The sequence below is a fragment of the Nocardia sp. NPDC020380 genome, from assembly GCF_044386975.1.
Taxonomy (GTDB): Bacteria; Actinomycetota; Actinomycetes; order Mycobacteriales; family Mycobacteriaceae; genus Nocardia.
This window is the reverse complement of the sequence record NZ_JBIRVQ010000009.1, coordinates 192,121-217,870: the sequence shown is the minus strand read 5'-3', so window position 1 is coordinate 217,870 and position 25,750 is coordinate 192,121. Positions and strand designations below refer to the sequence as shown.

Here is a 25,750-nt window from a genome sequence, read left to right as displayed (position 1 = left end):
CCCGCTGTGAGGACCTCATGACTGTCTTCCTGTCCGAACCCACCGCCCCGGTGGTCAAACGCCGGCGGCACAGCCGGCAGATACAGATCGGGTCGGTGCCGGTCGGCGGCGACGCACCCATCTCGGTGCAATCGATGACCACCACGGTCACCGCGGATGTGGACGCCACGCTGCAGCAGATCGCCGAATTGACCGCTGCCGGTTGCGATATCGTGCGCGTCGCCGTCCCGTCGCAGGACGACTGCGATGTGCTGCCGATCATCGCGCGCCGGTCCGCGATTCCGGTGATCGCCGATATCCACTTCAATCCGCGCTACGTGTTCGCCGCGATCGATGCGGGGTGCGCCGGAGTTCGCGTCAACCCCGGCAATATTCGCAAGTTCGATGACAAGGTGAAGGAGATCGCGCACGCCGCCCAGGCAGCCGGGACGCCGATCCGCATCGGGGTCAATGCCGGATCGCTCGACAAGCGCATTCTCGAACGGCACGGTGGCCGGGCCACCGCGCCCGCGCTGGTCGAATCCGCGCTGGGTGAGGCGGCGTTGTTCGAGGAGCACGGATTCACCGATCTGAAGATCTCGGTCAAACACAATGACCCGCTGGTCACCATCCAGGCCTACCGGCTGCTGGCCGCGCGCTGCGACTACCCGCTGCATCTGGGCGTCACCGAGGCCGGGCCGCTCGTGCAGGGCACCGCGAAAACGGCCGTGACCTTCGCGATCCTGCTCACCGACGGTATCGGGGACACGCTGCGGGTCTCGTTGTCGGCGCCGCCGGTCGAGGAGGTGAAGGCGGGCCATCACATGCTGGCCGGGCTCGGGCTGCGCGCCCGCACCCTCGATATCGTGTCCTGCCCGACCTGCGGGCGCTGCCAGGTCGATGTCTTCGGGCTGACCCAGCAGGTCGAAGCCGCTTTCAAGGGGTTCCCGCATCCCCTCCGCGTGGCTGTGATGGGCTGTATCGTCAATGGTCCGGGCGAGGCCCGCGAAGCCGATATCGGGGTGTCGGCCGGCAATCACAAAGGTCAGATCTTCGTACGCGGACAGGTCGTCCGGACCGTGCCCGAATCGCAGATCGTGGAGGCATTGGTCGAAGAAGCGCTCGCGCTCGCGGCAGAATCGGAACAACCCGGCCATGACATCTGACGAAACACCCACTCCACCCGAGGGTTTCGACCTCGGGGCACTGCTGAAGGCGCGCGGCGGCGAACGCTACGCACTGCAGAATCGGTACCTGAATCCGCAGTTGAACCGGATGCTGCACACCATCGGCTTCGACAAGGTCTACGAACGCGGCAGCGGGCCCTACCTGTACGACACCGAGGGCAACGAGTACCTGGACATGCTGGCCGGATTCGGCGTTATCGCGTTGGGCCGCAACCATCCGGTGGTGCGGCAGGCGCTGCACGAGGTGCTCGACCTCGAGCTGGCTGATCTGGTGCGGTTCACCTGCGAACCGCTGCCGGGGCTGCTTGCCGAGCAACTGCTGTCCTACACGCCGCATCTGGACCGGGTGTTCTTCGGTAACAGTGGCACCGAGGCGGTCGAGACCGCCCTCAAGTTCGCCCGGTTCGCTACCGGGAAACCGCGAATTCTGTACTGCGAGCATGCCTTCCACGGGCTCACCACCGGGTCGCTCTCGGTCAACGGTGAGTCCGGATTCCGTGACGGTTTTGCGCCGCTGCTGCCCGACACCGCCATACCGTTCGGCGACTTGGCGGCACTCGATCGCGAATTGCGCCGCGGTGATGTCGCCGCGCTGATCGTCGAACCGATTCAGGGCAAGACTGTCCACGCCACACCGCCCGGCTACCTCGGAGCCGCACAAGCCTTGCTGCACAAGCACAAAGCGCTGCTCATCGCCGACGAAGTGCAGACCGGCATCGGCCGCACGGGCGACTTCTTCGCCTATCAGAACGAGCCGGGCGTGGAACCGGATCTGGTGTGCGCCGCCAAAGCCCTGTCCGGCGGCTACATTCCGGTCGGCGCCACCCTCGGCAAGGAGTGGATCTTCGCCAAGGTGTACTCCTCGATGGATCGAGTCCTGGTGCACTCGGCCAGTTTCGGCTCCAACGCCCAGGCCATGGCCGCCGGACTGGCCACCCTGCGGGTGATCGAGGACGAAGACATCGTGGCCAATGCCCGCCGGGTCGGGGACTCGCTGCGAGAACAACTGGCCGCCCTCACCGACCGCTACGAACTGCTGTCCGAGGTGCGCGGACGCGGCCTCATGATCGGCATCGAATTCGGCCGTCCCCGCTCGCTCCGGCTCCGAACCAGTTGGGCCGCATTGCAAGCCGCCCGCGTCGGCTTGTTCGCGCAAATGGTCGTGGTCGCCCTCATGCACCGCCACCGCATCCTGACCCAGGTCTCGGGCGACAACCTCGAGGTCATCAAACTCATCCCGTCGCTGACCATCGGTGAACGCGAAGTCGATCTGTTCGTCTCCGCGTTCACCGACATCCTCGACGATGCCCATCGCGGCACCGGCCTGATGTCCGACTTCGGCCGCGTGCTGATCAAGCAGGCCGTGGCCAACCGGAGCTAGGTAGCGTCCTGCACCGGATAGTCGATGACGACCACACCGCCGGTGGCGTAGTTGGCGACATCGGCGGACACCTGCTGCCCTTCCGCCGAGGACCGTGCTGCGGCCAGGGCGGCGGCGTCGGCGAAGTCGGCTTCGAAGACCGCGAAATACGGCGCCTCTCCCACGGCCGACGCCACGTCGAAGCTGTAGCGGCACGCAAGCAGACCGGGCCAATTCCTGACCAATGGAATGTGGGTGGTCACGTAGTAGTCGCGGAAGTGGTCAGGGTCGACGGGCTTCGGATACAGGACCAGCAGCCTATGCATGACGACCTCCACCCAGTTGATTTGTCATATGCGCAGGTTAGAGCTCGAGGTGCGGTCGGGGGAAAGCTCGATACGCGATAGACTCAGAACGAATGGTTATCAATCGGCAGGAAGGGCACATGCCACCGGACACGGTCAGCCTGCGGTACTTCCTGGTACTGGCACAGGAACTGAACTTCACCCGCGCGGCCGCCCGAATCGGCATCGCCCAGCCCGCACTCAGCGCCCGCATGCGCCGACTGGAGGCCGAACTCGGCACCAGCCTGCTGGTTCGCAACACCCGAAGCGTCGCATTGACCGCGGCCGGAGCGGCTTTGGCGGAATCCGCGCCACCCGCACTGGCAGCGCTGGACCGGGCCTGGGACACCGCCCGGCGGGCCGGAGCCGGCGAACTTGGCACGCTCCGCATCGGATACAGCCTCAGCGCGGGGGCCGAGACGGCACCGGCCCTGGTGGACAGGCTGATTCACAGCAGCCCGGGACTCGAGGTCGCCGCGGTCCCGATGGCGACACCGGAGATCTCCGCCGCGGTCGCCGCCGGCCGCATCGATGTGGGGATCACCCGCGGTGAACAGCCGGGTCGTGGCGTGCGCCGGTACCTGCTGCGGCGCATGCGCGCCGGGGTCCAATTGGCACAGCATCATCCGCTGGCCGACCACCCGGAGATCGAGATCGCCGATGCCGCCGCATATCCGCTGCGCCTCCCCGACCGCACCGCCAACCCCGTGATCCACGATCAGCTGGCCGCACTGTTCCGTGATACCCGGCTCAACCCCCGATTCCACACGCTCCCAGTCTCTTTCGACCTCTCTCACCGCGACCTGCGCGACGGACTCACCCTCGCCCCATCCGGTGAAACCGCGGTCGCGACACAACCGGCCGGTCTCACCTGGCGACCGCTACGGCACGCACCCGCCCTGACGTTCCACCTGGTCCTCCCACGCGAGCAGTCCCCCCTGCACCGCCGCGTCCGCGCCGTCGCCAAAACCCTGGCGCACGAACTGCACTGGCTATCGGACTGACACCGCGACCGCCTCGCGGGAGACGCGGGCTAGTTCGCGCCGATGCCGTCGCGGAGGAAGTCGCCGAGTTGTTCGCCGAAGGGTTTGGCGGTTTCGGTGTTGTAGTTGGTCCAGCCTTCGGTTTGGGCTTGGTTCAGGTAGTCGGGGAGGGGTTGGTGGAGTTCGGATTCGACTGCGTGGTCGTGGAGGCGGGTCATGGTGTCGCGGAGGGGGGTGTCGGTGGTGGCGGTGTTGTCGAGTTCGAGGGCGCCGTCGCGGGTGGAGTAGTTGTAGAGCTCGTATTCCTCGTCTTGGGTGGTGTCGATCTGGGATGAACCCTGGAGCCAGTGGGAGTAGCGGACGAATTTGGCGTCTGCCGTGCGGATTGCGACGAGGTGGCCGGGGGCGTCGTGGTTGAACCGGACTGCGGCCTCTTCGATGGAGTGTTCGTCGGTGGTGTGGATGATCCAGGGGCGGCCGGGGGCGTTGGGGTTGCGGCTGATGGCGGCGATATCGTGACGGCCGGCCAGGTGGGTGTAGCGGGGGTCGTTGCGCCAGGTGTTGCCGCCGGAGCCGATGGTGAGGAGTAGTGCGGAAAGGTCGACGCTGGAGGTCAATTGGGTGCGGGTGCCGGGGGCGGGGGTGTGGTAGCCGCGGGGGTCGTGGATGAAGAGCGGGACGTGGATGGCCTCGTCGTAGGCTGCGCCGCCCTTGCCGTGCAGGCCGTGGGAGCCGGCGTAGTCGCCGTGGTCGGAGGTGAAGATCACCACGGTGTTGGCGGCTACTTCCGGGCGGTTTTCCAATTCGGCGAGGACGCGGCCGATCTGGATGTCGACCTGCTGTTGGAACCACAGGTAGAGGTTGCGCAGGTCGATCCAGTCGCGGTCGGCGCCGGGCGTGTTGTACGGGGCCACACCGAAAGTCGCGGCTGAGACCTGCACGAGGGCCATTTGCAGGCGGGGTTTGCGGGAGAGCTGGTCGAGGGTTTCGTGATTGCCGGGTAGGTCGTCCATCCAGCGGGGAATGTTGTTGTCGGCCAGGGTGCGGCGGGTGAAGCGTGGCCACCATTGCACGTCGTGCGGGTTGACCAGCGATACCGTCGTGCACCAGGGGCCTTGCGCCGCATCGTTGTTGAACCAGTCGACGAACTGATCGACGATGCGGCCGTCCATCTGCAGGCCTTGTTCGGGCGCACCGTTCGGGGAGGGGTAGGTGCCGCCGTCGAATCCGAAACGGTCCAGGCCGCCGGGGGTGGTGTCGGCGTAATGGCCGAGATGCCATTTGCCCCACCAGGTTGTCCGGTAGTCCTGTTCACGCAGCATCGTGCCCCAGGTCGGGAAGCCTGCCGACAGGTCCGAGGTGGAGGTCGACAGGCAGCCGGTCTGATGCGAGTACAGGCCGGTCAGCATGACGCCGCGGGACGGCGTGCAGTCGTTGGCGGCGGTGTAGTGCTGTTCGAAGGAGACCGACTTGTCCCGCAGCGCGGCGATATTCGGCAGGATGGTGTCCAGGATGGCGCGATCCGGGAACCACATGGGGTGCGCATCTCGTCGACGATAACCACGAGGATGTTCGGCTTGTCGGGATGAGTGTCCATGCGCCGCTGGGCATTCGCCTTCGGACTGCCGGCCGCCAGGGCGGCGGTGGCCGCGGTGGCCATGGCGCCACTGCCGAGGAATCCACGTCTGCTGATCGACAAGGTCGTGCTGCCTTCCGGTCGGGTGATTGGTCAGTGCGCCGGAGTGGCGGTGATGAAGTCGTCGACCACGCTCGCGAGCTCCGGGCCCTTGTCCTCCTGCAGGAAGTGGCCACCGCCCTCGATCACGGTGTGCGGCCGACCGGCCGCGCCGGGAATCTTCTCCCGGAGAATGCGGTCGCCACCGGCGGTGATCGGGTCGCCATCGGAGAAAGCGGTCAGGAACGGCTTGTCGAAGCCGGCCAGTACCTCCCAGGCTTTCGCGTTCGCCGCGGCGGCCGGGTTGTCGAGGTCGGTCGGGACGAGGAGCGGGAAGGCGCGGGCGCCGGCCTTGTAGGTCTCGTCGGGGAACGGGGCGTCATAGCCCGCTTGCACCTCGGCGGAAAGCGTTGTGCGGCAGCCACCTCCGACAATGCTGCCGACCGGGAAGGTGGGCGTCTCCTGCGAGAATCGCTGCCAGGCCGCGAAGGCCTTCGTGAGCGGGCTGCCGCCGGTGGGCAGGCCGGTATTGGCCGCGACCACACGGGCGAAGCGATCCGGATGTTCCCCGACCAGCCGCAATCCGATGAGACCGCCCCAGTCCTGGCAGACCAGCGTGATCGCGGACAGGTCCAGATGGTCGAAGAGCGTTTCGCGCATCCATTCGACGTGGCGGGCATAGGTGTAGTCGGTGCGGTCGGCGGGCTTGTCGCTGCGGCCGAAGCCGATCAGGTCGGGTGCGATGCAGCGCCGCCCCGCCGCGACGAGCACCGGAATCATGGTGCGGTACAGGAAACTCCACGAGGGTTCCCCGTGTAGCAGCAGGACGACCTCACCGTCGGGTGGGCCTTCGTCGAGGTAGTGCACTCGCAGGGGAGTTTCGCTGCCGTCTCCGGCGGCGACCTCGGCGTAGTGCGGTGAGAACGGGAAACCGGGCAGGTCCGAGAAGCGTTCCTCGGGAGTCCGCAATACGTGCATGGTGCCGACCATAGAGTTTTTGCACTAAGCCTGCAACTTGTTCTATCGTCTCACCTCATGGACGGACGCACCGCACGCTCGGCAAAGAACCGTCAGGCGGTGCTCGACGCCGTACTGGCACTCATGGAAGAAGGCAATCCGCGCCCGACCGCGCAGACCGTCGCCGAACGCGCCGGAGTCGCGACCCGGTCGGTGTTCCACCACTTCGCCGACCTCGAATCGCTGTACCTCGACGCCGCACAGACCCAGATGACGCGGCACTGGGTCCCGCTGCTCCGGCCCGTCACCGGCGATACAGTGCAGCGCGTCCACGACCTCGTCGAGCTCAGAGCCGAACTCTACGAACGCATTTCGGGAACCCGGCGCGCGGCGCTGCTCCGCGAGCACGAATCCACCGTGCTCGCCGAGCGATTGGGGGAGAGCCGTGCCGCACTGCGCGCCCACCTGCGCAGCAACCTGCCCGAACTCGAGGATCTCGAACCGCCCGCACGGGAAGCCGCGTACGCGGCCGCGTCATGGGAGTCCTGGGAAGTCCTCCGCCGTCATCAGGGCCTGACCGTCGACGGTGCCCGTGCCGCCGTGGGTTCGGTGCTCACCGCCCTGCTGGCCGGCCGCTGAGCTCTCGGCTCGCGCGGCGATGATCGCGGCCAGTTCGGCGGGGCGTTCTTCCGGAATCCAGTGCGTCGCGTCCAGGATTTCGAGGCGGTACGGACCGGTCACGTAGGCCGCGGCCAGATCGGCGCCGCGGCGCACGAGGGCGCTGTCCCGGGTGCTCCATACGTGTGTCGTGGGAACGGTGATCTTCCGCAGCGCTTTCCGGGGGTCGACGATGAGCATCGCCCGATACCAGTTCAGGGCGTAGGTCAGTGCCCCGCTCTCCACGACGTCCTGGTGAACCCGATCGAACTGCTCCTCGTCCAGCTGCGACCAGGCCAGGGCCCGGGCGCGGCGCGCGGGATGTCTTGCGGCCGTGCGGAATCCGGCCTTCAGGACCGCCTCGGGCAACCAGGGTAGCTGGAATGCCGCCATATAGAAGGAGCGTGCGGCCTGACTGCTGCTCAGCATGGACTGCAGGAACGCCATCGAATGCGGCACCGATACCGAGGTGAGCGTGCGGATCAGCTCGGGGTGCGCGGCGGCGGTCGAACACGCCACGGCCGATCCCCAGTCATGACCGACCAAGTGGACGGGTTCGCCGCCGAGCGCCTCGATCAAGGCCGCCGTGTCACCGATCAGTGCGCTCACCCGATAGGCGAGGCGCCCACGCGGCCGGGCCCCGGGCGAATACCCGCGCTGAGTGGGAGCGATGGTCCGATAGCCGCGTTCGTGCAGATGAGGGGCGACACGGTCCCATTCCACCGCCGTCTGTGGGAAGCCGTGCAGCAGCACGATCGGGGTGCCGTCGATCGGACCCTCGTCGATCACGTCGAACACGAGTCCGTCATTGCTGAACGCCGTCAACCGTCTGCTCATGGATCCAGCCTGCTCGACGCGACCGCCGGGCGCATCCGACCGCGGTAGGAACTGTGTCTCCGCCCGGCGGGGTGTACTGCAAATGCAGTAGGCGCACGGCCTGCGCAGAGCCGATGCCGATTACCCGATGGGCCACGAAGGATCGGAGAGTCCGTCCCCGACCCTGATGGGAGCTGCATTCGTGGCCACACTTCTGTACCGGCTCGGCGACTTCGCCTTCCGGAAAAGACGGTATGTCGCCCTGCTGTGGATAGCGGCGCTGGTCGGGCTGGGCCTCGCCGCCGGTGCGGCGCCCAAGGCCGCCGATGACGGCTTCTCGATGCCCGGCACCCAGTCCCAGCAGGCCTTCGATCTGCTGAACCAGCGGTTCCCCGGCCCGAAGGCCGACGGCGCCAACGCGCGCCTCGTGTTCGTCGCGCCGCAGGGCCACCAGGTCAGCGAGCCGCAGTACAAGGCCTTGATCGAGCAGGCGATCGGCGAAGTGTCGGCGGGACCGCAGTTCGGGTCCGCGGCCGATCCCTTTGCGGCGCACGCGGTCAGCCAGGACGGCTCGACGGCCTACGCCTCGATCAACTACAGCGCCAAGAACTCCGACATCACCTCCGCCACCACGGACGTGCTGAAGGATGCCGCGAAACATGCGTCAACGGACGGCATGTCCGTCGAGATCGGCGGTAACGCGCTGCAGGCGAAGCCCGAATTGGGCGGCGCCACAGAGCTTATCGGCGTCGGGCTCGCCGCGGTCGTGCTGATCATCACCTTCGGCTCGCTGGTCGCGGCGGGGCTGCCGCTGCTCACCGCGCTCATCGGGATCGGCGCGGGCATGGCCGCCATCGTCGCGCTCGGCATGTCCACCACGACCACCACACTGGCCATGATGCTGGGCCTGGCGGTCGGCATCGACTACGCGGTGTTCATCGTCTCCCGCTACCGCAGCGAACGCGCACAGGGACGTGACGCGCGGGAGGCCGTGGCACGCGCCACCGCGACGGCCGGATCCGCGGTCGTGTTCGCGGGCCTGACCGTGGTGATCGCCCTGGCCGGGCTCTCGGTCATCGGCATTCCGGCATTGACGAAGATGGGTCTCGCGGCGGCCGGCACGGTCGCGGTCGCGGTGCTGGTCGCGCTCACCCTGGTGCCCGCGCTGCTGGGCTTCTGCCAGCGGCTCGTGCTGCCGCGCAAACTCCGCAGTCCCCAGCCGGTGCCCGTCACGGAATCCGTTGCGACGCCGATGGGTACACGCTGGGCGCGGTTCATCGTCCGCCGGCCGCTGCCGGTGCTGCTGCTGGGTGTCGTCGGTCTGGCGGTGCTCGCCGCACCCCTGCTGGACCTGAAAATGGGTATGCCGGGCGATGAATCGCAGCCGACGTCGACCACGCAGCGCCGCGCCTACGACGATCTGTCCCGCGCCTTCGGTCCGGGCTTCAACGGCCCGCTGACCGTGGTGGTCGACGTGCAGGGCGTCCCCGATCCGCAGGCGGCCGTACAGCGGGTCGCCGCAACGGTTTCCGGGACGCACGGCGTGGTGTCGGTCTCGCCCGCCCGGTTCAACCAGGCCGGTGACACGGCCATGTTCATCGCGACACCGTCCACGGGGCCGAGCGCCGACGCGACCAAGGATCTCGTCAACACCATCCGCGGTGAGGCGGGCGCCCTGAAGTCCGATACCGGCGCGACCCTGCTGGTCAGTGGCACGACCGCGATGAATATCGATGTCTCGCAGAAGATGTCGGATGCGCTTATCCCGTATCTCGCGGTGGTGGTCGGACTCGCGTTCCTGCTGCTGATGGTGGTGTTCCGGTCGCTGCTGGTGCCGCTGAAGGCCGCGCTCGGGTTCCTGCTGTCGGTGTCGGCGGCGCTGGGCGTGATCGTGGCCGTGTTCCAGTGGGGCTGGCTGGCCGATCTCATCGGCGTGCATCAGACCGGTCCGGTGGTCAGCATGATGCCGATCTTCATGATCGGAGTCGTGTTCGGTCTGGCCATGGACTACGAGGTGTTCCTGGTCACCCGGATGCGGGAGGCATATGTGCACGGTGAGTCGGCGCACGAGTCGATCGTGACCGGGTTCCGGCAGAACGCGCGGGTCGTCACGGCGGCCGCGGTGATCATGATCGCGGTGTTCAGCGGGTTCATCGGAACCAGCGAGGCCATGATCAAGATGATGGGCCTGGGCCTGGCCGCGGCCGTGTTCTTCGATGCGTTCGTGGTGCGCATGACCATCGTGCCGGCGGTGCTCGCACTGCTCGGTGATCGGGCGTGGTGGCTGCCGCGCTGGCTGGCCAAGATCCTGCCCGCGATCGATATCGAAGGCAGCGGGCTGGCTCAGGAAGCGGCCGAAGAGGAACGCGAGGCGGTACCGGTCGCGCCGTGAGCCCGGCCGGGCCGGGCATCATGGCTGGTAACCGAGGAAAGGGTGAGACCGCATGATCGCCGAATGGAGAGAGCGCGCTCGGTGCCGCCCGCATGTGGTCGATGCCCTGCTCGTGGCGGTGACCTTCGCGCTCGCGATCCTCGGCAGCATGAGCACCCCGCCCGTGCACGGCGGCGAGATCCATTTCAACCGCACGCCCTCGGTCCCGGTCCTGGTGCTCGCCGCGGTGGCCTGCCTGGCACTGTTCTGGAATCGGGAACGGCCCCGCACCGTGGCGGTGGTTACCACGGTGTGCGGCACGGTGATCGGCGCGATCACCGCGCCGCTCACCCCGCTGCTGCTGGGGTCGGTCACCGTGGCCCTGTATGCGCTGGCGACGCATACCGATCGCTATACGGCACGCACGTATTCGATTGCCGCCGCGCTCGTGCTGGTCGTGGTGTCGGTGGCCTTCGGGAAGGACGTGTCGCTGGCCGGGCCGGCGATCGGGCTCGGGGCGTGGGTGCTGCTGGCCGGGGCCATCGGTGATGCGGTCCGCAGCCGCCGCGATTATGTGGCCGCTGTCGAGGCGCGGGCCGAGCTCGCCGAACGCACCCGTGAGGAGGAGGCCCGCCACCGCGTCGACGAGGAACGCATGCGCATCGCCCGGGAGCTGCACGATGTGGTCGCCCACCACATGGCTCTGGCCAATGCGCAGGCGGGCGTGGCCTCGTATCTGCTGAGCACCCGGCCCGATCAGGCACAGCAGATGCTCACCCAGCTCGCGGAGACCACGTCCTCGGCGCTGCGGGAGTTGAAGGCCACCGTCGGGCTGTTGCGGCAGTCCGGGGATGCCGAGGCGCCGCTCGAACCGGCGCCGGGCCTGGACACGCTGCCCGGTCTCGTCGAATCGTTTGCGGGCGTGGGTCTTTCGATTTCAGTCACGATCGAAGGCGAGCCGCGCCCGCTCTCGCCGGGTGTGGATCTGACCGCCTACCGGATCGTGCAGGAGGCGCTGACCAATGTCGCCAAGCACGCGCGGACCTCGTCGGCGTCGGTAGTGTTGGCGTATTCGCGTCGTAGCCTGCGTATTCGGGTGATCGACGAGGGGCGCGGCGGTGTGCCCGGGGAGACCGGTTACGGACTGCTCGGCATGCGGGAGCGCGCGGTGTCGATGGGCGGCCGGCTGTTCGCGGGCCGCAGACCGGAAGGCGGATTCGAAGTGAGCACCGAATTACCGCTGCACACCGCGGAAGCGCTGCGCGGCACTGGCGAAGCGCGCACTGCGGGGGAGCGGACCGCGTGAGCATCCGAGTCCTGCTCGCCGACGATCAGACCCTGCTGGTGGCGGCCTTCCGGCTGCTCATCGAGGCCGCCCCGGATATGGAAGTGGTCGGTGTCGCCGCCGACGGCGCGCAGGCCGTGGAACTCACCCGGGCCACCCGCCCCGACGTGGTGGTGATGGACATCCGGATGCCCGGGATGGACGGGCTCGCCGCGACCACCGAAATCTGTTGCGACAGTGCCCTGTCCGCCACCCGCATCCTCATTCTGACCACCTTCGACATCGACGACTATGTGGCCCGGGCGCTGCGGGCGGGTGCGAGCGGGTTTCTCGGTAAGGATGTCGGCCCGGATGAACTGCTGGCCGCGATCCGCACGGTGGCCCGCGGTGACGCGCTGCTGTCGGCGACCGCGACCCGGGCCCTCATCGCGCGTTTCCTGGCCCAGCCGGTGCAGGCCCCGGCCGGTGCGGGGCAGCGGCTCGAGGCGCTCACCGTGCGCGAGCGCGAGGTGGTGGTGCAGGTGGCCGCCGGCAGGTCCAACGAGGAGATCGCCGAGCAGCTGTTTCTGAGCCCGCTGACCGTGCGCACCCATGTGCATCGGGCGATGGCCAAGCTCGGTACCCGCGATCGTGCGCAATTGGTGGTGCTCGCGTATCAATCGGGTCTGGTCCGGGTCGGGCACAGCGAAACTCGCGGCCGCCCGTAAAGCCTGCCGACCTTCCGGTTTCGGCGCGCGGTCGATATTCCACGAATTCGGCACGGCGCGGGGAACCACGTCGTACCGTGATGCTTGCCAGAATGCACTGCCGCACAGAGCCTTTCGCCTGCGGCGAGTTCTCCGGTCGCGGCGTGCCCGAAGGTGGTCGCGGTCGTGCGCATCGTGTGGGAAGAAGGATGACGCATGTCGATCGAAACGCCCGCTCAATTCGAAAATCAGGCACAGAAGAGTCTCGGGACGTCAGCGGCCCGGAATCTGGCGCACACCACCAAATCCGAACCGCAGATGCAGGGCATCACCTCGCGGTGGCTCACCCGCATGCTGCCCTGGGTCGAGGTGCGCGGCGGCGTGTACCGGGTGAACCGCCGGCTCACCTACACCTTCGGCAATGGTGAACTGGAATTCCTCACCGACAATGGCAAGGCCCGGGTGATCCCGCAGGAATTGCGAGAATTGCCCGCATTGCGCACATTCGACGATGAGGAGGCGCTCTCCACCCTGTCGAATCTGTTCGAGCAAACCGACTACGAACCGGGTCAAGTGGTCGCCGAGTTCGGCAACCCGGTGGATCAGCTGTACCTCGTCGTGCACGGCAAGCTGTCGAAGATCGGTGTCGGCGAATACGGGGAGCAGCAGGTCACCGGGATTCTCGCGGGCGGTGACTACTTCGGGGAGGACGCGCTGGTCGACTCCGCCGCGATCTGGCCGGTCACCGTCAAGACGCTCACCGCGGTCACGGTGCTGGTACTGCCGCGCAGCGAACTGAACGAAATGTTCGACCGCACACCGGCACTGCGCCGGCATCTCGAGCACTACACGGCCACCACCGGTCAGCCGCAGAACAAACACGGCGAGGCCAGCATCGAAGTGCAGTCCGGGCACTCCGGGGAACCGCAGTTGCAGGGCACCTTCGTCGACTACGAACTGAGCCCGCGCGAATACGAACTCAGCCTGGCCCAGAGCGTGCTGCGCATCCACACCCGGGTGGCCGACCTGTTCAACGATCCGATGGATCAGGTCGAGCAGCAGTTGCGGCTCACCATCGAAGCGCTGCGGGAACGCCAGGAATTCGATCTGGTCAACAATCCCGACTTCGGGCTGCTGCACAATGCCGACCACAAGTACCGCATCGACACCTACTCCGGCCCGCCCACCCCCGACGACCTCGACGATCTGCTGGCCCTGCGCCGCAGCACCAAACTGCTGCTGGCACACCCGAAGGCGATCGCCGCCTTCGGCCGCGAGTGCAATGCGCGCGGGCTGTATCCGTCACCGGTCGACGTCGACGGGCATCGGCTGCCGTCGTGGCGCGGCGTACCGGTGTTCCCGTGCAGCAAGATTCCGATCAGCCACACCGGCACCACCTCGATCCTCGCCCTGCGCACGGGCGAGAAGGATCAGGGTGTGGTCGGGTTGCGCGCGACCGGCATCCCGGACGAGTACGAGCCCGGACTCAATGTGCGCTTCAAAGGCATTGACGACCAATCGATTATCTCGTACCTGGTCAGTGCCTACTACTCGGCTGCGATACTGGTTCCCGACGCGCTGGGCGTCCTCGACAACGTCCAGGTAGCGCGTCAGCAGGATTGAGCGTTCGCCACCTTCCATCAGCGTTGCGTTCCTGTGAAGGAAGTGCCATGCAGCCCTTCGAACTCCCCGACTTCTACATGCCGTATCCGGCCAGGCTGAATCCGTATCTCGAGGCCGCCCGCGCGCATACGCGCGACTGGGCGGCGCAGATGGGGTTCTTCGAACCGCATGAAGGCCGGCACATCTGGGACGAGACCGATCTGGAACGGCACGACTACGGCCTGTTGTGCGCGTATACCCATCCCGATTGCGACAGTGCGGAACTCAACCTCATAACCGACTGGTATGTCTGGGTCTTCTATTTCGACGACCACTTCCTCGAACTGTTCAAGAAGACGAAAGACTCGGCGGGCGCACGCGAGTACCTGCGGCGGCTGCGCGATTTCATGCCCATCGACAGCGTCGATATGCCCGAACCCACCAATCCGGTGGAACGCGGACTGGTCGACCTGTGGCCGCGCACCGTGCCCGACATGTCGGTCGACTGGCGGCGGCGCTTCGCCGAGACCACCGCGGCGCTGCTGGAGGAATCCCGCTGGGAGCTGGCCAATATCACCGAGGACCGGGTAGCCAATCCCATCGAATACATCGAGATGCGGCGCAAGGTCGGCGGCGCGCCCTGGTCGGCCAACCTCGTCGAACACGCCGTCCACGCGGAGGTGCCGGCCGAGCTCGCCGGCACCCGCCCGCTGCGCGTCCTGCGCGACACCTTCGCCGACGCGGTGCACCTGCGCAACGACATCTTCTCCTACGAGCGCGAAGTCCAGAACGAGGGCGAGAACGCCAACGGCATCCTGGTCATGGAACGATTCCTCGGTTGCGACACCCAGACCGCCGCGAACCTGGTCAACGACACGCTGACCTCACGCCTGCAGCAGTTCGAGAACACGACACTCGTCGAATTACCGTTGCTGTTCACCGAATACGGCGCCGGACCGCAGGAGCAGGCCGATGTGTCGCTGTACGCCAAGGGATTACAGGACTGGCAGTCCGGCGGGCACGAATGGCATCTGCGCTCCAGCCGGTACATGAACAAGGGCGGGCAGGCCGGCGTCGACGCGCCCGCCCGCCGGCTCGCGGAGATGCTGACGCCGAACGGGCTCGGCACGTCCGCTTTGCGCCTTCCCCGAATACCCGTGCGCGCGGGGTCGAAGCGAGTCGAGAACTTCCTGCACGCGCCGCTCACGGAAGTGGGTTCCACGCCGCTGCCGGAGATCTACATGCCCTACACCCTGCGGCTGAATCCGTTACTGGACGCCGCACGCGAGAACCTGATCACCTGGGCGCGGCGGATGGGGATGGTCGATCCCCTCGACTCGGGCCGCAACATATGGAGTGAAAAGGATCTGCGCGACTTCGATTTCGCGCTGTGCGCGGCGGGCTTGGATCCGGACGCCACCCAGGAGGAGCTGGATCTGTCCAGCCATTGGCTGACCTGGGGCACCTACGTCGACGACTACTATCCGGCCGTCGTGTTCCCCACCAAGAACATCGCCGTCTCGCGGGTACTGGTCCGGCGGCTGCTGGAATTCATGCCCGACGACGGCATCACCACCGCCATCCCGGCCAACCCGCTCGAACAGGGCCTGGCCGACCTGTGGTCACGCACCACACTCGCCATGAACCTCGACCAGAAGCACGAATTCCGCGCGACCGTCGAGAAATTCCTCGAAGCGTGCGAATGGGAGATGGTCAACCACAACCTGCACCGGATCCCGGACCCGGTCGACTTCGTGGAGATGCGCCGCAACACCTTCGGTTCGGACATGACCCAGGCCCTGTCCCGGATCTCGCACGGCGACCTGGTGCCGCCGCAGGTCTATCGGACCCAGACCCTGCGGAATCTGGAGAACACGGCCGCCGACTACGCGGTCATGCTCAACGACCTGTTCTCCTATCAGAAGGAGACGGAGTTCGAAGGCGAGTTCCACAATGCCGTGCGGGTCATGCAGAACTTCTTCGAATGCGATCGCGACCGGGCCGTCACCATCGTCAATGACCTGATGACGGCGCGCCTGCAGCAGTTCGAGCGGGTGATCGCCCAGGAGCTGCCCATCCTCTACGAGGAATACGAGCTCGACGACGCCACCCGCCGGACGCTGGATCAGCGCGCCGCCGAACTGCAGGACTGGATGGCCGGAATCCTGAACTGGCACATAGCAAGCCGCAGATATAAGGAACAGGAGCTCATCGAACGGTACCGCCCGCCGTCGGCGCGGGCGTTCCTCCGGCCGAGCGGCCTGGGTACCCGCGCCTTACGGCCGATCGCCGATCGCGGCTGAGGTCAGGCCGATTGGCGCGTTACCGCGATGACGGGGATGTCACGGCTGGTGTTGGCCCGGTACTCGGCGAACACCGGCATGATCTCGATCATCCGCTCGTAGAGTTCGTCATGTTCGGGGCCGGTGACGAATTCGACCTTGCCCGTATAGGTCTCGCTCCCGACCTCGACGGTGAGCTGCTGGTTGGCCCGCAGATTGTGATACCACGCGGGATGCTTGTCGGCGCCGCCGTTGGAGGCGATGAGCACGATCCGCTCACCGTCGGGCACGAACACGAGCGGATTGGTGATCTGCCGGCCGGATTTCGCGCCGGTGGTGGTGATCAGGACGAGGTTGTCCCGTCCCTCGAAGGTGCCGCCCACGCGGCCACCGTTGGCGCGGAACTCGGCGATCACGTTCTCGTTGAATGCGTTCATCTGACCCTCCTGGATTGATCTCTCCAGCGCCAACCAGCACAGCCGCGCGGTAATTCCGCGCGGCTGCGGGGACTTCCGGGCTAGTCCGAGACGCTGCCCGCGCTCAGGTTGACGATGGTGCCGGTGATCGCGGCGGCCGCATCGGAGGCGAGGAAGACGGCGGTGGCGGCGACTTCGCGCAGGGTCGGCAGGCGGTGCAGATGACTGGTCTGCTCGATGATGGCGTGGAAGTCCTGGACGCCGATGCCCAGCGCCTGGGCGTGCAGGCCGAAGACCGTTGCGATGGTTCCGGTTTCGGGGATGCCCTGCGAGCGGATGCCGACCGCCCGGACGCCACTGGCGCCGAGTTCGGCCGACAGACCGCGGGTGAGGGCTTCGATGGCCGACCAGGCCGCGGGCATACCGCCCATGAACGGCGTGCCGCGGCGCGCAGGGTCGGCGGTGACGGTGAGGATGACGCCGGAACCCTGCTGCTGCATCCGGCGGGCCGCGGCCGTCGCGGTGATGAAGTTCGAGCGCGTGTAGGTGGTGACCGGATCGGTGAAAGCGGCGGCCGTCAACTGGGTCAAGGGGATACCCTGCACGCCGGTCTGCGGAACGCTGATGGCGTTGAAGGAGATGTCGATATGGCCGACGCCTGCGGCGATCGCGTCGATGTTCTCGGCGACCGCCGTTTCGTCGAGCGCATCGACGACGCCGGAGTGGACTTTGCCTCCGGCAGCGGCGATTTCGGCGGTGATCTTGTCCAGCGCCGTCTTGTCCCGTCCGGCGAGATGGACGGTGGCGCCCGCGGCCGCGAAAGCGTGGGCGACAGCGCCGCCGATGGCTCCGGCGCCGCCGTAGATGATGGCGTGTTTGTCAGCGAGTGACACGGGTTGCTCCTTGCTCGACTCGGAATGGTTCTGAGTAATGACCCGCGGGGACCGCGACAGTCACCGATGACTTTCCGAGGGGCGCGGTGTCGTAATCCTTATGAGTGAGCCGGCGGTACACGAGGGCGTGGCCTTCGCCGAACTGGTCGAGAGCTATCGGCCGGAATTGCACCTGCACTGCTACCGGATGCTCGGGTCGCTGCAGGACGCCGAGGATCTGGTGCAGGAGACACTGCTGGCCGCGTGGCGCGGCATCGACCGGTTCCGCGGTGAGGCGTCGGTGCGATCCTGGCTGTACCGGATCGCCACCAACAAATGCCTCAACGCCTTGCGCGATGCCGGGCGCAGACCGGTGACGACGAGCGAAATCGCTTGGGCGGAACCCTATCCCGATCATCTCGTCGGCACCCTGGCCGATGCGGCGCCCGGGCCCGAAGCACAGTACGAGACGAAGGAGACGCTTGCGCTGGCTTTCGTGACCGCGTTGCAGCATCTTCCGGTCCAGCAGCGGGCGGCCGTGGTGCTGCGTGATGTGCTCGGATTTCCCGCCGCGGAGGTCGCGCACATGCTGGGTTCGAGCCCGGCCGCGGTCAACAGCGCCTTACAGCGGGCGCGGGCGGCGCTCCCGCAGCGGGCCGGGTCGGCCGCGTCGCGGCGGCTGCCGCCCGCGGGAGAGCGGGAACTGGTCGATCGGTTCGCGACCGCGTTCGCCGAGTCCGATGTCGCGGGCCTGATCGCCCTGCTGACTTCCGATGCGCGCCTTGCCATGCCGCCCGAACCACTGGTGTGCGTCGGGCCCGGCGAGATCGGGGCCCTACTGACCCGGCTGTGGCAGCAGCGACCCGCCGTGCGGCTGGTCCCGGTGCGCGCGAACGGGCAACCGGCCTTCGGCTACTACCAGCAGATTGCGCACTCATCCATGGCCCGTGCCAACGGGCTGCTCGTGGTCACTGTCGCGGACGCGCGGATCAGCGCGATCACTCGATTCGGCGATACCGCACTGTTCCCGTACTTCGGGTTGCCACGCAGTCTGCGCTGAGAATCCCCGGGTCAGGGTGTGTCGAGTGCGGTGGCGGGGACGCCGTAGGGCAGGAACCGGACGCGGCGGCGTTCGTCGGTATTGTCGCGATGCGCGCGCAGGGCCTCGAGTTCGCTCGGGAAGACCTGCTCGACCCGGGCGCCGCCGTCATCGTCGATGCTGTAGATGACCCACACGCCACTGCCGGTCTCACCGGCGGTCTCACCCTCCGGTTTCGGCGGCCGCGGGCGCTCGGGCTGCACGAACTGGCCCAGCAGCGACGCCACCGTACTCATGCTGGTGCGATCGATGTATTCGCTGGCCTTGCCCAGGAGGTCACGGATATCGATCCCGGCCTCCCGTAGCGCGCGTTCGAAATCTTCCGGATCGATCCCGAAAGGCTTATCGGGTGCCATAACATTTGCTCCTCGGGACGATTTCAGCAGTACGCCTACAGTCTCCTCGCCCGAATCCGCCTGCGCCACGTCGTGACGACCGGAGGGCCGGTGCCTGCAGACGACGAACACACCCATGATGCCGATGATGGGCAGCTGAGTTCGGTACTGCGCCGGCTCGAGGAGGCATTCGGCTCGGGCGACCGGACTGTCGTCGGTGACGCGATAGAGCAGGGGCGGCGCACGCTGGGCACCGTCTCCGGAGACCAGCGCGGGACGCTGTGCAATTACCTCGCGTATGCCCTGCGGTATCGGTTCGGGCTGGCCGGGGCAGCGGCCGATCTGGACGATGCGGTGGTGATGGGGCGAAAAGCGCTGGACACCAGCCCTGTCGGACATCCGGCTCGGGCGATGTATCTGTCCAATCTGGGGGACACACTGCGTGTCCGGTTCGAATTGCAGGGGACACCAGCCGATCTCGACGAGGCGATCCGAGTGGGGCGGGAGGCGATCGATCTCACCGCCACCGGTAATCCCGATCGTGCCGACTACCAGACCAATCTCGTCGGTGCGCTGCAGCGCCGGTTCGAATGGTCCGGCGCGCCGGAAGATCTGGACGAGGCGATCCGGGTGGGCAGGGAGGCGGTGGACGCCGCCGCTGGCAATCCGGAGTCGGCAACCATCCTCACCAATCTCGGCGGCGTGCTGCAGGCGCGGTTCGCGCGGCTCGGGAGGAGGGCCGATCTGGACAAGGCCCTCGCTCTCGGGCGAAAAGTATTGTCCGCCAGTGATGCCGGCCATCCGAACCGGGCGCTGTACGAATCCAACCTGGCCGGTGCGCTGCAGCGCCGGTTCGATCGGACGGGCGCACTGCCGGATCTGAACGAGGCAGTGCAGCTGTACAGGCACGCGGCGGACACGCCGGCCATCCAGGCGCTCGACCGGGCGATATTCTCGTCCAATCTGGGCAGCGCGTTGCGGATCAGGTTCGATCGGACGAGGGTGCGGGCGGATCTCGACAACGCGGTGGACGCCGGGCGAGAGGCAGTGGACGCCAGCCCCATCGGGCACCCCAATCGGGCGATGTATCTGTCCAACCTCGGTAATTCGCTCGGCACCCGCTTCGAAGCGGCCGGGGCGGCGGATGATCTCGACGAGGCAGCGGAGGTGGGCCGAAAGGCGGTGGAGGCCAGCCCTGTCGGCTATCCGGATCGGGCGATGTACCTGTCCAATCTCGGCAGCACGCTGCGGATCAGGTTCGATCGGATGGGGGTGCTCGCCGATCTGGATGAGGCCGTGGCGGTGGGGCGAAAGGCAGTGGATGCCAGCGCGATCGAGCGACCCGACCGGGCGGTATATCTGGCCAATCTCGGGGATGCGCTGACGAGCCGTTTCGAGCAGAGCGGGCTGCCGCACGATCTGGACCAGGCCATCAACGCTTTTCAGGAGGCAGTGGATACGGCAGGGGCAGCACCCTCGACTCGCATTCGCGCCGCTCGTACTGCCGGGCGATTGGTCGCGCAAGCCGATCCCGCGCGAGCGGCAAGACTGTTCGAAGGCGCCGTCCGGTTACTGCCGGAAGTGGCGGCTCGGTCATTGGAGCGGGCGGATCAGCAGTATGCGCTGGGCGGGTTCGCCGGGCTCGCCGCCGACGCGGCGGCCCTGGCGCTGCAGAATCCCGACACTGCCGAAGGCGATCGGCCGGAGAGCGCATTGCAACTGCTGGAAGCCGGGCGTGGAGTCCTGCTCAGCCAGGCGCTGCACGTGCGGAGCGACCTCAGCGACCTTGCCATGCGGGACAAGGATCTTGCGGATCGGTTCGGCGAGCTCCGCGATCTGCTCGATCATGACCGGAACCTCGACGATGCCGGGTACGCGGCACCCGACCGGCATCAATTGGCCGGTGAGTTCGAGAACCTGCTCGGACGGATTCGTGAACTGGACGGTTTCGCGTCCTTCGCGCTTCCGCCTACCCGCGACGAGCTGCTCGCCGCGGCCGCGCACGGGCCGATCGTGGCGGTCAATATCAGCGAATACCGTTGCGACGCACTGCTACTCTCGGCCGACGGCGTCACCGGTCTGCGGTTGCGGGACCTGTCCGCCGAGCTCGTCACCGAGAAGGCGCTCGCCTTCCACCGCGCTTCGGCTGCGGCCCAGCAGGGTACGACGCTGCTCGAACGGTACACCGCGCGTGCGCAGTTGAATCAGATCCTGGAATGGCTGTGGGACGCAGCGGCCGGCCCCGTGCTCGACAAGCTGAATCACGAGGCAGCCGCGACCGGTTCGACCGGCTCCCGTATCTGGTGGATGCCCGGCGGGCTGCTGAGTCTGCTGCCCATCCACGCCGCGGGCCACCATTCGGACCCGGCCGGACCGGCCGCGCGAACCGTCATCGACCGAGTCGTCTCCTCGTATACCCCGACCATCGCCGCCCTGCGACATGCGCGCCGAGTGCCCGACGTCGCCACCACTGCGGTCTCGCGCGCGCTGATCGTGATGATGCCGACCACGCCCGGTCGTGACGATCGGCTCGATCTCTTGTCCGAGGAGACGCGCAAGCTCGCGACCCGGCTGCCGGAATCGGTGACTCTCGTCGAGCCCGATCCCGCGGCCCTCGCCGCCACGCCCTCGGACACCGTACCGACGAAAGCCAATGTCCTGGCGCAGCTTCCCGCCTGCACGATCGCGCACTTCGCCTGCCACGGCGCCAGCGATCCCGCCGACCCGTCGCAGAGTCAACTGCTGCTGCACGACCACCGCACCGACCGGTTCACAGTCGCGGCATTGGCCCCGATTCGCCTCGAACACGCCCAATTGGCCTACCTTTCGGCCTGCGAGACCGCCCTCACCGTCGACACCCGGCTCATCGACGAGGCGATCCACCTCTCCTCGGCATTCCAGCTCGCCGGATACCCGCACGTCATCGCCACCCTCTGGGCGGTGAACCACCGGTTCTCGGTCCGGATCGCCGACGAGTTCTACGACGCGCTCACCACGGCGACGGAACCCGGCACGCCCATCGATGCGAGCGGCGCCGCGGAGGCCCTCCACCGCGCGATTCGCAAGGTACGCAATAAATTTCCCGAACCTGCCTTCTGGGCCGCACACCTCCATGCCGGGGCGTGACAGCACTATTCTGGTAGCCGGAATCACCGGCACGACAGGGGGCTCCGCGCAATGCCGATCGAGAGTCCGTTCGACGCAGAGACACCGATCGCGGTCCGGCTGCTGCTCGACGACGGCGGCCAGCGCGCTGTGCACACTTCAGCCGGACTGATTGCGTTCGGGGCCTTGCAGGTGCGCGGCTGGCAGATCCATCGGGTACTGCCGCGACCGGAGAACTTCAGTGATCGGGACGCCTACCTGCTCAAGATCAACTACGACCTGATGCTCGAGCCGGGCGCGCCGGGGCCGTCGTGGTTCGAGGTCGGATTCGCGATGTCCGACGCGGTCGTGGTCGATGCGATACCGGCGTGCGTGCTGGAACCGCAGCAGCCGAAATCTTATGTGCCGGACGCCTTTCTGGTGTTCATGCCCGGCGCCGGGGTCAGTCTGCCGGTGACCCATCCGATGGTGGATCTGTTCGGCATCGGCGGGCCCGAAGTCCGCTGGCGGCATACGGCAGCGAGCGCCGGCGGAGTGCGACCGGGGGCGTATACCGCGTGGGCCACCCTCGTGGTGCCGGAAGGCTGCGCGGAGCTGGCGGTCGATATAACCGCCCGGTTCGATCTGATCACCGGCTCCGAAGAGGCCCTGCTCTACGAGCCCACCGCCGAACCGGCGAATGTCGTGCTGAAGCTGTCGGATTCGATGCCCGCTCTCGAACGAACCCTGCGCCCCGGACTGGAGCGCCCGGCCACACACGCACCGCAGACACCCCGAGTCTTCATCTCCTACACCCACGACGATCAGGCGCACCTCGACGCCGTACTGCACTTCGCCGAATTCCTGTCCACCCGTTGCGGACTCGACGTGCACGTAGATCGGTGGGATCTCGATCGCCGGCGGAACTGGTACCTGTGGGCCATCGATCAGATCACCGCCGCCGATTTCGTGCTCGTCATCGCGTCCGCCGACTGCAAACGCGTCGCGGACGGGAAGCTCGGCGGGCTCGCGAATCGCGGTATGCAGTCCGAGCTCTCGGTGCTGATGGATCAGCTGCACAATGACCGTGACACCTGGCTGGGCAAGATCCTGCCCGTGGTGCTGCCCGGACACTCGCCCGCGGAGATCCCGCTGTTCCTGCAACCCGGCATCGCCGACTTCTACATCGTCTCCGAATACACGGTCGAGGGCGCGGAGGCGCTGCTGCGAGTGATCACCCGGCAGCCGGTCCACACACGGCCGCAACCGAACTCCGAGGTCGTGCGGCTACCGACCAGACCATGGACGTGATCGCCGCACTGCACCACACTCGGAAGGAGTCACCCGGCATCGGGTGAGCTTCGGGCCGGAGGTTGTGGTGGCTGGCAAGCGGGCGCACGGACACGCGGCGGAAACGACAATGCAGCAGTTCGTTTCCGAACTCTCCGCCGCGATACTGCGGGCCGAGAAACAGCACGGCAGGGTAAACCGGGCGCAATTGGCCAAGCGGCTAAATGTCGCAACCGGAAGTGTCTACGCCTACCTGAACGGCACCACGCTGCCGGCCACCGAGGTACTCGACCGTCTCATGCTCGAAGTGCAGGTCTGCCGGGAGGATGCCAAACGCCTTGCCGCCCTGCGTGATGCCGTGCAGCTGGCGCGAGTCCGGGAGCCGGGGCGCCGAATTCCCGCCGGACCCGCCGATCTGCCCCGCGATACGCCGCACTTGTACGGCAGGGGAGCAGAGCTGGAACGGATACGCACGGCGCTGACCGGCGAACGCGACTCCGTCACCTTGTGTATCGTCTCCGGTCTCGGCGGTGTCGGTAAGACGACACTGGCCGTACGCGCGGCTCGGACGCTACAGGCCGAGTTCCCGGATGGCTGCTTGTTCGTCAATCTGCTCGGATACGCGGCCGAACCTGTGATGACGCCCGGCGAGGCGGCGGACAAACTGCTGCGGCAGTTGAACATTGCCGCCGAGGCGGTACCGGCGAATCAGGATCGGCGCACCGCGATGTTGCGCACGGAACTGAGGAGCCGATCACTGCTCCTGGTGCTGGACAATGCCTTCGACGCCGCGCAGGTCGAGCCGCTGTTGCCCGCGGAAGGGGACTGTGCGGTATTGATCACCAGCCGGAGCAATCTCAACGGGCTCGAGGACGCCCGCCACATCCGGATCGCTCCGTTGTCGGCGCGGGATTCGGCCGAACTGCTCGACGGACTGACCGCTGATCTGGACCCGGAACAGATGCCCGACGCTGCTCAGCGCCGGCTGATTTCGGCACAGTGCCACGGCCTGCCGGTGGCGATCAGGATCGCGGCCGCCGTCCTGCGCAGTGAACCCTGGCCGGTCCCGGCCGATATCGCCGTGTTCCACGACGGCGATCGTGATGTCGAAAGCCTCTTCGAGCAGTCGGTCAGCCGATTGGCCTCGGATCTGGCAGGGACCTTCACGCTGCTCGGCGTGCATCCGGGACCAGCCTTCGATCTCGACGCCGCGGCCGCGCTCACCGGGACCGATCAGGGGCAGGTCCGGCGGCAGCTGCGGCGGTTGGTCGAGGCCAACCTGCTCGATGTGCCGCTCTCCGGCAGGTACGGCTACCACGATCTGCTGCGGGCCTTCGCCACGCGGCGGGCGGCTTCCACGCTCGGGCCGGATGTCGTGCGGCAGGCCACGTATCGCATTGTCGGTCACTATCTGGCACGCGCCGACGCCGCCGATCGGCTGCTGACCCCGGATCGGCACCGCGACGGGATGGCTCCGGCGGCGGGCGGAAACCCGTACCGCTACACCGACTATCACAGCGCGGTGCAGGATCTGACGGCGAACCGCGACAATCTGGCGGCCGCGGCGCACGCGGCATTCGAGGCCGGGCTGGACGCTCAGTGCTGGCAGCTCGCCTTCGCGCTCAGGGAATTCCTTTTCATCACCAATGACATGGATCTGTGGATCGAGACCCATGAACTCGGGCTGGCCGCCGCGGTACGGGCCCGCAATCTCTACGCCGAGGCCATCACCTGCAACAACCTCGGCCTGGTCCTGCTGAGCACGGGCGACGATACCGCCGCGGCCCAGTTGTACGACCGCGCGCGGGCGCTGTTCGCGGCCAATGGGGACGCGCAGGGCGAGCACACCACCATGGCTCATCAGGCGTGGATTCACGTGCACCGCGGCGAGTTCGAACAGGCCCTGCGGTTGAGCACCACGGCGCTGGCGTACACCACCGAATACGGGAATGTACGCAATACCGCAATCCTGCTGCGCGATACGGCTCATATCGAGGTCTCGCTCGGCAGATGCACGACCGCGGTGCGCAGGCTGCTCGCGGCCATCGAGTTGTTCCGGGCGATCGACCTGCACGTCGACGAGGCGATGGCCTGCAATGTGCTCGGCGAGGCCTACGCCAGGCTGGAAATGCTGCCCGAGGCGTCCGAGGCCTTCGAACGTGCCACCCGGCTCGGACGTGCCGCCGACAGCATCCTCGAACAGGCACGCGGACAGGAGGGCATGGGGCGAATCGCTGCCGCGCAATCGGATTGGCCGACCGCGCGCCGGCACTGGCGCCATGCGCTCACCGAATACCTGCAACTGGGTGACTCCCAGGCCGTCGACCGCATCAAACAGCGGATGACCGAGAGCCCGGGCGGACGGCCCGCCCAGACCGACCACGAGGTGCGGCGAACTTCGTGAGCGGACCCTCTCGCTCGTCTCGAAAAGCGTTCCCCGGCACAACCATCGGCGACGACTTCGGTCACG

Annotated in this window: 19 protein-coding genes and 1 pseudogene; 13 read left to right on the top strand and 7 right to left on the bottom strand. The window is 67.2% G+C overall.

Annotated elements, in window-relative coordinates; genetic code table 11:
- The first annotated feature begins 17 nt into the window (after positions 1 to 17).
- Both ispG and ACH438_RS25930 read left to right on the top strand, forming a co-directional pair.
- Complete coding sequence (ispG, locus tag ACH438_RS25935) at positions 18 to 1,145, top strand: flavodoxin-dependent (E)-4-hydroxy-3-methylbut-2-enyl-diphosphate synthase (RefSeq protein WP_397009561.1); 1,128 nt, start codon at positions 18 to 20, stop codon at positions 1,143 to 1,145.
- Positions 1,135 to 2,547, top strand: a complete 1,413-nt coding sequence (locus ACH438_RS25930) for an aspartate aminotransferase family protein (protein WP_397009559.1) — start codon at positions 1,135 to 1,137, stop codon at positions 2,545 to 2,547. Before ispG ends, ACH438_RS25930 begins: the two co-directional genes overlap by 11 nt.
- Here the strand turns inward: ACH438_RS25930 and ACH438_RS25925 are convergent.
- Entirely contained in the window at positions 2,544 to 2,852 is a 309-nt protein-coding gene (locus tag ACH438_RS25925) for an EthD family reductase (protein WP_397009557.1), read from the bottom strand. The two genes, ACH438_RS25930 and ACH438_RS25925, sit on opposite strands and share 4 nt — an antisense overlap.
- Positions 2,853 to 2,944: 92 nt before the next feature.
- Between ACH438_RS25925 and ACH438_RS25920 the strand changes: the two genes are divergently transcribed.
- A complete protein-coding gene (locus tag ACH438_RS25920) occupies positions 2,945 to 3,874 on the top strand; it encodes a LysR family transcriptional regulator (protein ID WP_397009555.1) in 930 nt (309 codons plus the stop codon).
- Positions 3,875 to 3,903: 29 nt separating this feature from the next.
- Here ACH438_RS25920 and ACH438_RS25915 read toward each other — a convergent pair.
- Positions 3,904 to 5,513, bottom strand: a pseudogene (locus ACH438_RS25915) (sulfatase-like hydrolase/transferase).
- Positions 5,514 to 5,582: 69 nt separating this feature from the next.
- Positions 5,583 to 6,506: a haloalkane dehalogenase gene (locus ACH438_RS25910; RefSeq protein WP_397009553.1), complete on the bottom strand. Its 924-nt coding sequence runs from the start codon at positions 6,504 to 6,506 to the stop codon at positions 5,583 to 5,585.
- Positions 6,507 to 6,563: 57 nt separating this feature from the next.
- Between ACH438_RS25910 and ACH438_RS25905 the strand changes: the two genes are divergently transcribed.
- Complete coding sequence (locus ACH438_RS25905) at positions 6,564 to 7,124, top strand: TetR/AcrR family transcriptional regulator (protein WP_397009551.1); 561 nt, start codon at positions 6,564 to 6,566, stop codon at positions 7,122 to 7,124.
- Here ACH438_RS25905 and ACH438_RS25900 read toward each other — a convergent pair.
- Positions 7,020 to 7,979 (bottom strand): alpha/beta fold hydrolase, encoded by a 960-nt coding sequence (locus tag ACH438_RS25900; protein WP_397009549.1) that lies wholly within the window; start codon positions 7,977 to 7,979, stop codon positions 7,020 to 7,022. The genes ACH438_RS25905 and ACH438_RS25900 overlap by 105 nt on opposite strands.
- A 181-nt stretch (positions 7,980 to 8,160) precedes the next feature.
- Here ACH438_RS25900 and ACH438_RS25895 point away from each other — a divergent pair, with 181 nt between their 5' ends.
- From ACH438_RS25895 to ACH438_RS25875, 5 genes are all read left to right on the top strand, one after another.
- Positions 8,161 to 10,350: an MMPL family transporter gene (locus ACH438_RS25895; protein ID WP_397009547.1), complete on the top strand. Its 2,190-nt coding sequence runs from the start codon at positions 8,161 to 8,163 to the stop codon at positions 10,348 to 10,350.
- 52 nt (positions 10,351 to 10,402) lie between these two features.
- Positions 10,403 to 11,635 (top strand): sensor histidine kinase, encoded by a 1,233-nt coding sequence (locus ACH438_RS25890; protein WP_397009545.1) that lies wholly within the window; start codon positions 10,403 to 10,405, stop codon positions 11,633 to 11,635.
- Positions 11,632 to 12,321 (top strand): response regulator, encoded by a 690-nt coding sequence (locus tag ACH438_RS25885; RefSeq protein WP_397009542.1) that lies wholly within the window; start codon positions 11,632 to 11,634, stop codon positions 12,319 to 12,321. The genes ACH438_RS25890 and ACH438_RS25885 overlap by 4 nt, the downstream gene beginning before the upstream one ends.
- A 195-nt stretch (positions 12,322 to 12,516) precedes the next feature.
- A complete protein-coding gene (locus ACH438_RS25880; RefSeq protein ID WP_397009540.1) occupies positions 12,517 to 13,923 on the top strand; it encodes a family 2B encapsulin nanocompartment shell protein in 1,407 nt (468 codons plus the stop codon).
- A 47-nt stretch (positions 13,924 to 13,970) separates the two neighbouring features.
- Complete coding sequence (locus tag ACH438_RS25875) at positions 13,971 to 16,205, top strand: germacradienol/geosmin synthase (protein ID WP_397009538.1); 2,235 nt, start codon at positions 13,971 to 13,973, stop codon at positions 16,203 to 16,205.
- Positions 16,206 to 16,207: 2 nt separating this feature from the next.
- Here the strand turns inward: ACH438_RS25875 and ACH438_RS25870 are convergent, their stop codons facing one another.
- Positions 16,208 to 16,621, bottom strand: a complete 414-nt coding sequence (locus ACH438_RS25870; RefSeq protein WP_397009536.1) for a nitroreductase family deazaflavin-dependent oxidoreductase — start codon at positions 16,619 to 16,621, stop codon at positions 16,208 to 16,210.
- Between the two features lie 80 nt (positions 16,622 to 16,701).
- Positions 16,702 to 17,493: an SDR family NAD(P)-dependent oxidoreductase gene (locus tag ACH438_RS25865; protein WP_397009533.1), complete on the bottom strand. Its 792-nt coding sequence runs from the start codon at positions 17,491 to 17,493 to the stop codon at positions 16,702 to 16,704.
- Between the two features lie 100 nt (positions 17,494 to 17,593).
- On the opposite strand from ACH438_RS25865, the gene ACH438_RS25860 reads away from it, so the two are divergent.
- On the top strand, positions 17,594 to 18,532 hold the full coding sequence (locus ACH438_RS25860; RefSeq protein ID WP_397009531.1) for an RNA polymerase subunit sigma-70: 939 nt from the start codon (positions 17,594 to 17,596) through the stop codon (positions 18,530 to 18,532).
- 11 nt (positions 18,533 to 18,543) lie between these two features.
- Here ACH438_RS25860 and ACH438_RS25855 read toward each other — a convergent pair whose 3' ends face one another.
- Positions 18,544 to 18,927: a hypothetical protein gene (locus ACH438_RS25855; protein WP_397009529.1), complete on the bottom strand. Its 384-nt coding sequence runs from the start codon at positions 18,925 to 18,927 to the stop codon at positions 18,544 to 18,546.
- Positions 18,928 to 19,017: 90 nt separating this feature from the next.
- Between ACH438_RS25855 and ACH438_RS25850 the strand changes: the two genes are divergently transcribed.
- The 3 genes from ACH438_RS25850 to ACH438_RS25840 all read left to right on the top strand — a co-directional run bounded on the left by ACH438_RS25850 (position 19,018) and on the right by ACH438_RS25840 (position 25,684).
- Complete coding sequence (locus ACH438_RS25850) at positions 19,018 to 22,032, top strand: CHAT domain-containing protein (protein WP_397009527.1); 3,015 nt, start codon at positions 19,018 to 19,020, stop codon at positions 22,030 to 22,032.
- A 51-nt stretch (positions 22,033 to 22,083) separates the two neighbouring features.
- The gene (locus ACH438_RS25845) at positions 22,084 to 23,301 is read left to right on the top strand and encodes an SEFIR domain-containing protein (RefSeq protein WP_397009524.1); all 1,218 of its coding nucleotides are present in this window, start codon (positions 22,084 to 22,086) and stop codon (positions 23,299 to 23,301) included.
- Between the two features lie 109 nt (positions 23,302 to 23,410).
- Positions 23,411 to 25,684: an NB-ARC domain-containing protein gene (locus tag ACH438_RS25840; RefSeq protein WP_397009522.1), complete on the top strand. Its 2,274-nt coding sequence runs from the start codon at positions 23,411 to 23,413 to the stop codon at positions 25,682 to 25,684.
- The last annotated feature ends 66 nt before the right edge of the window (positions 25,685 to 25,750 follow it).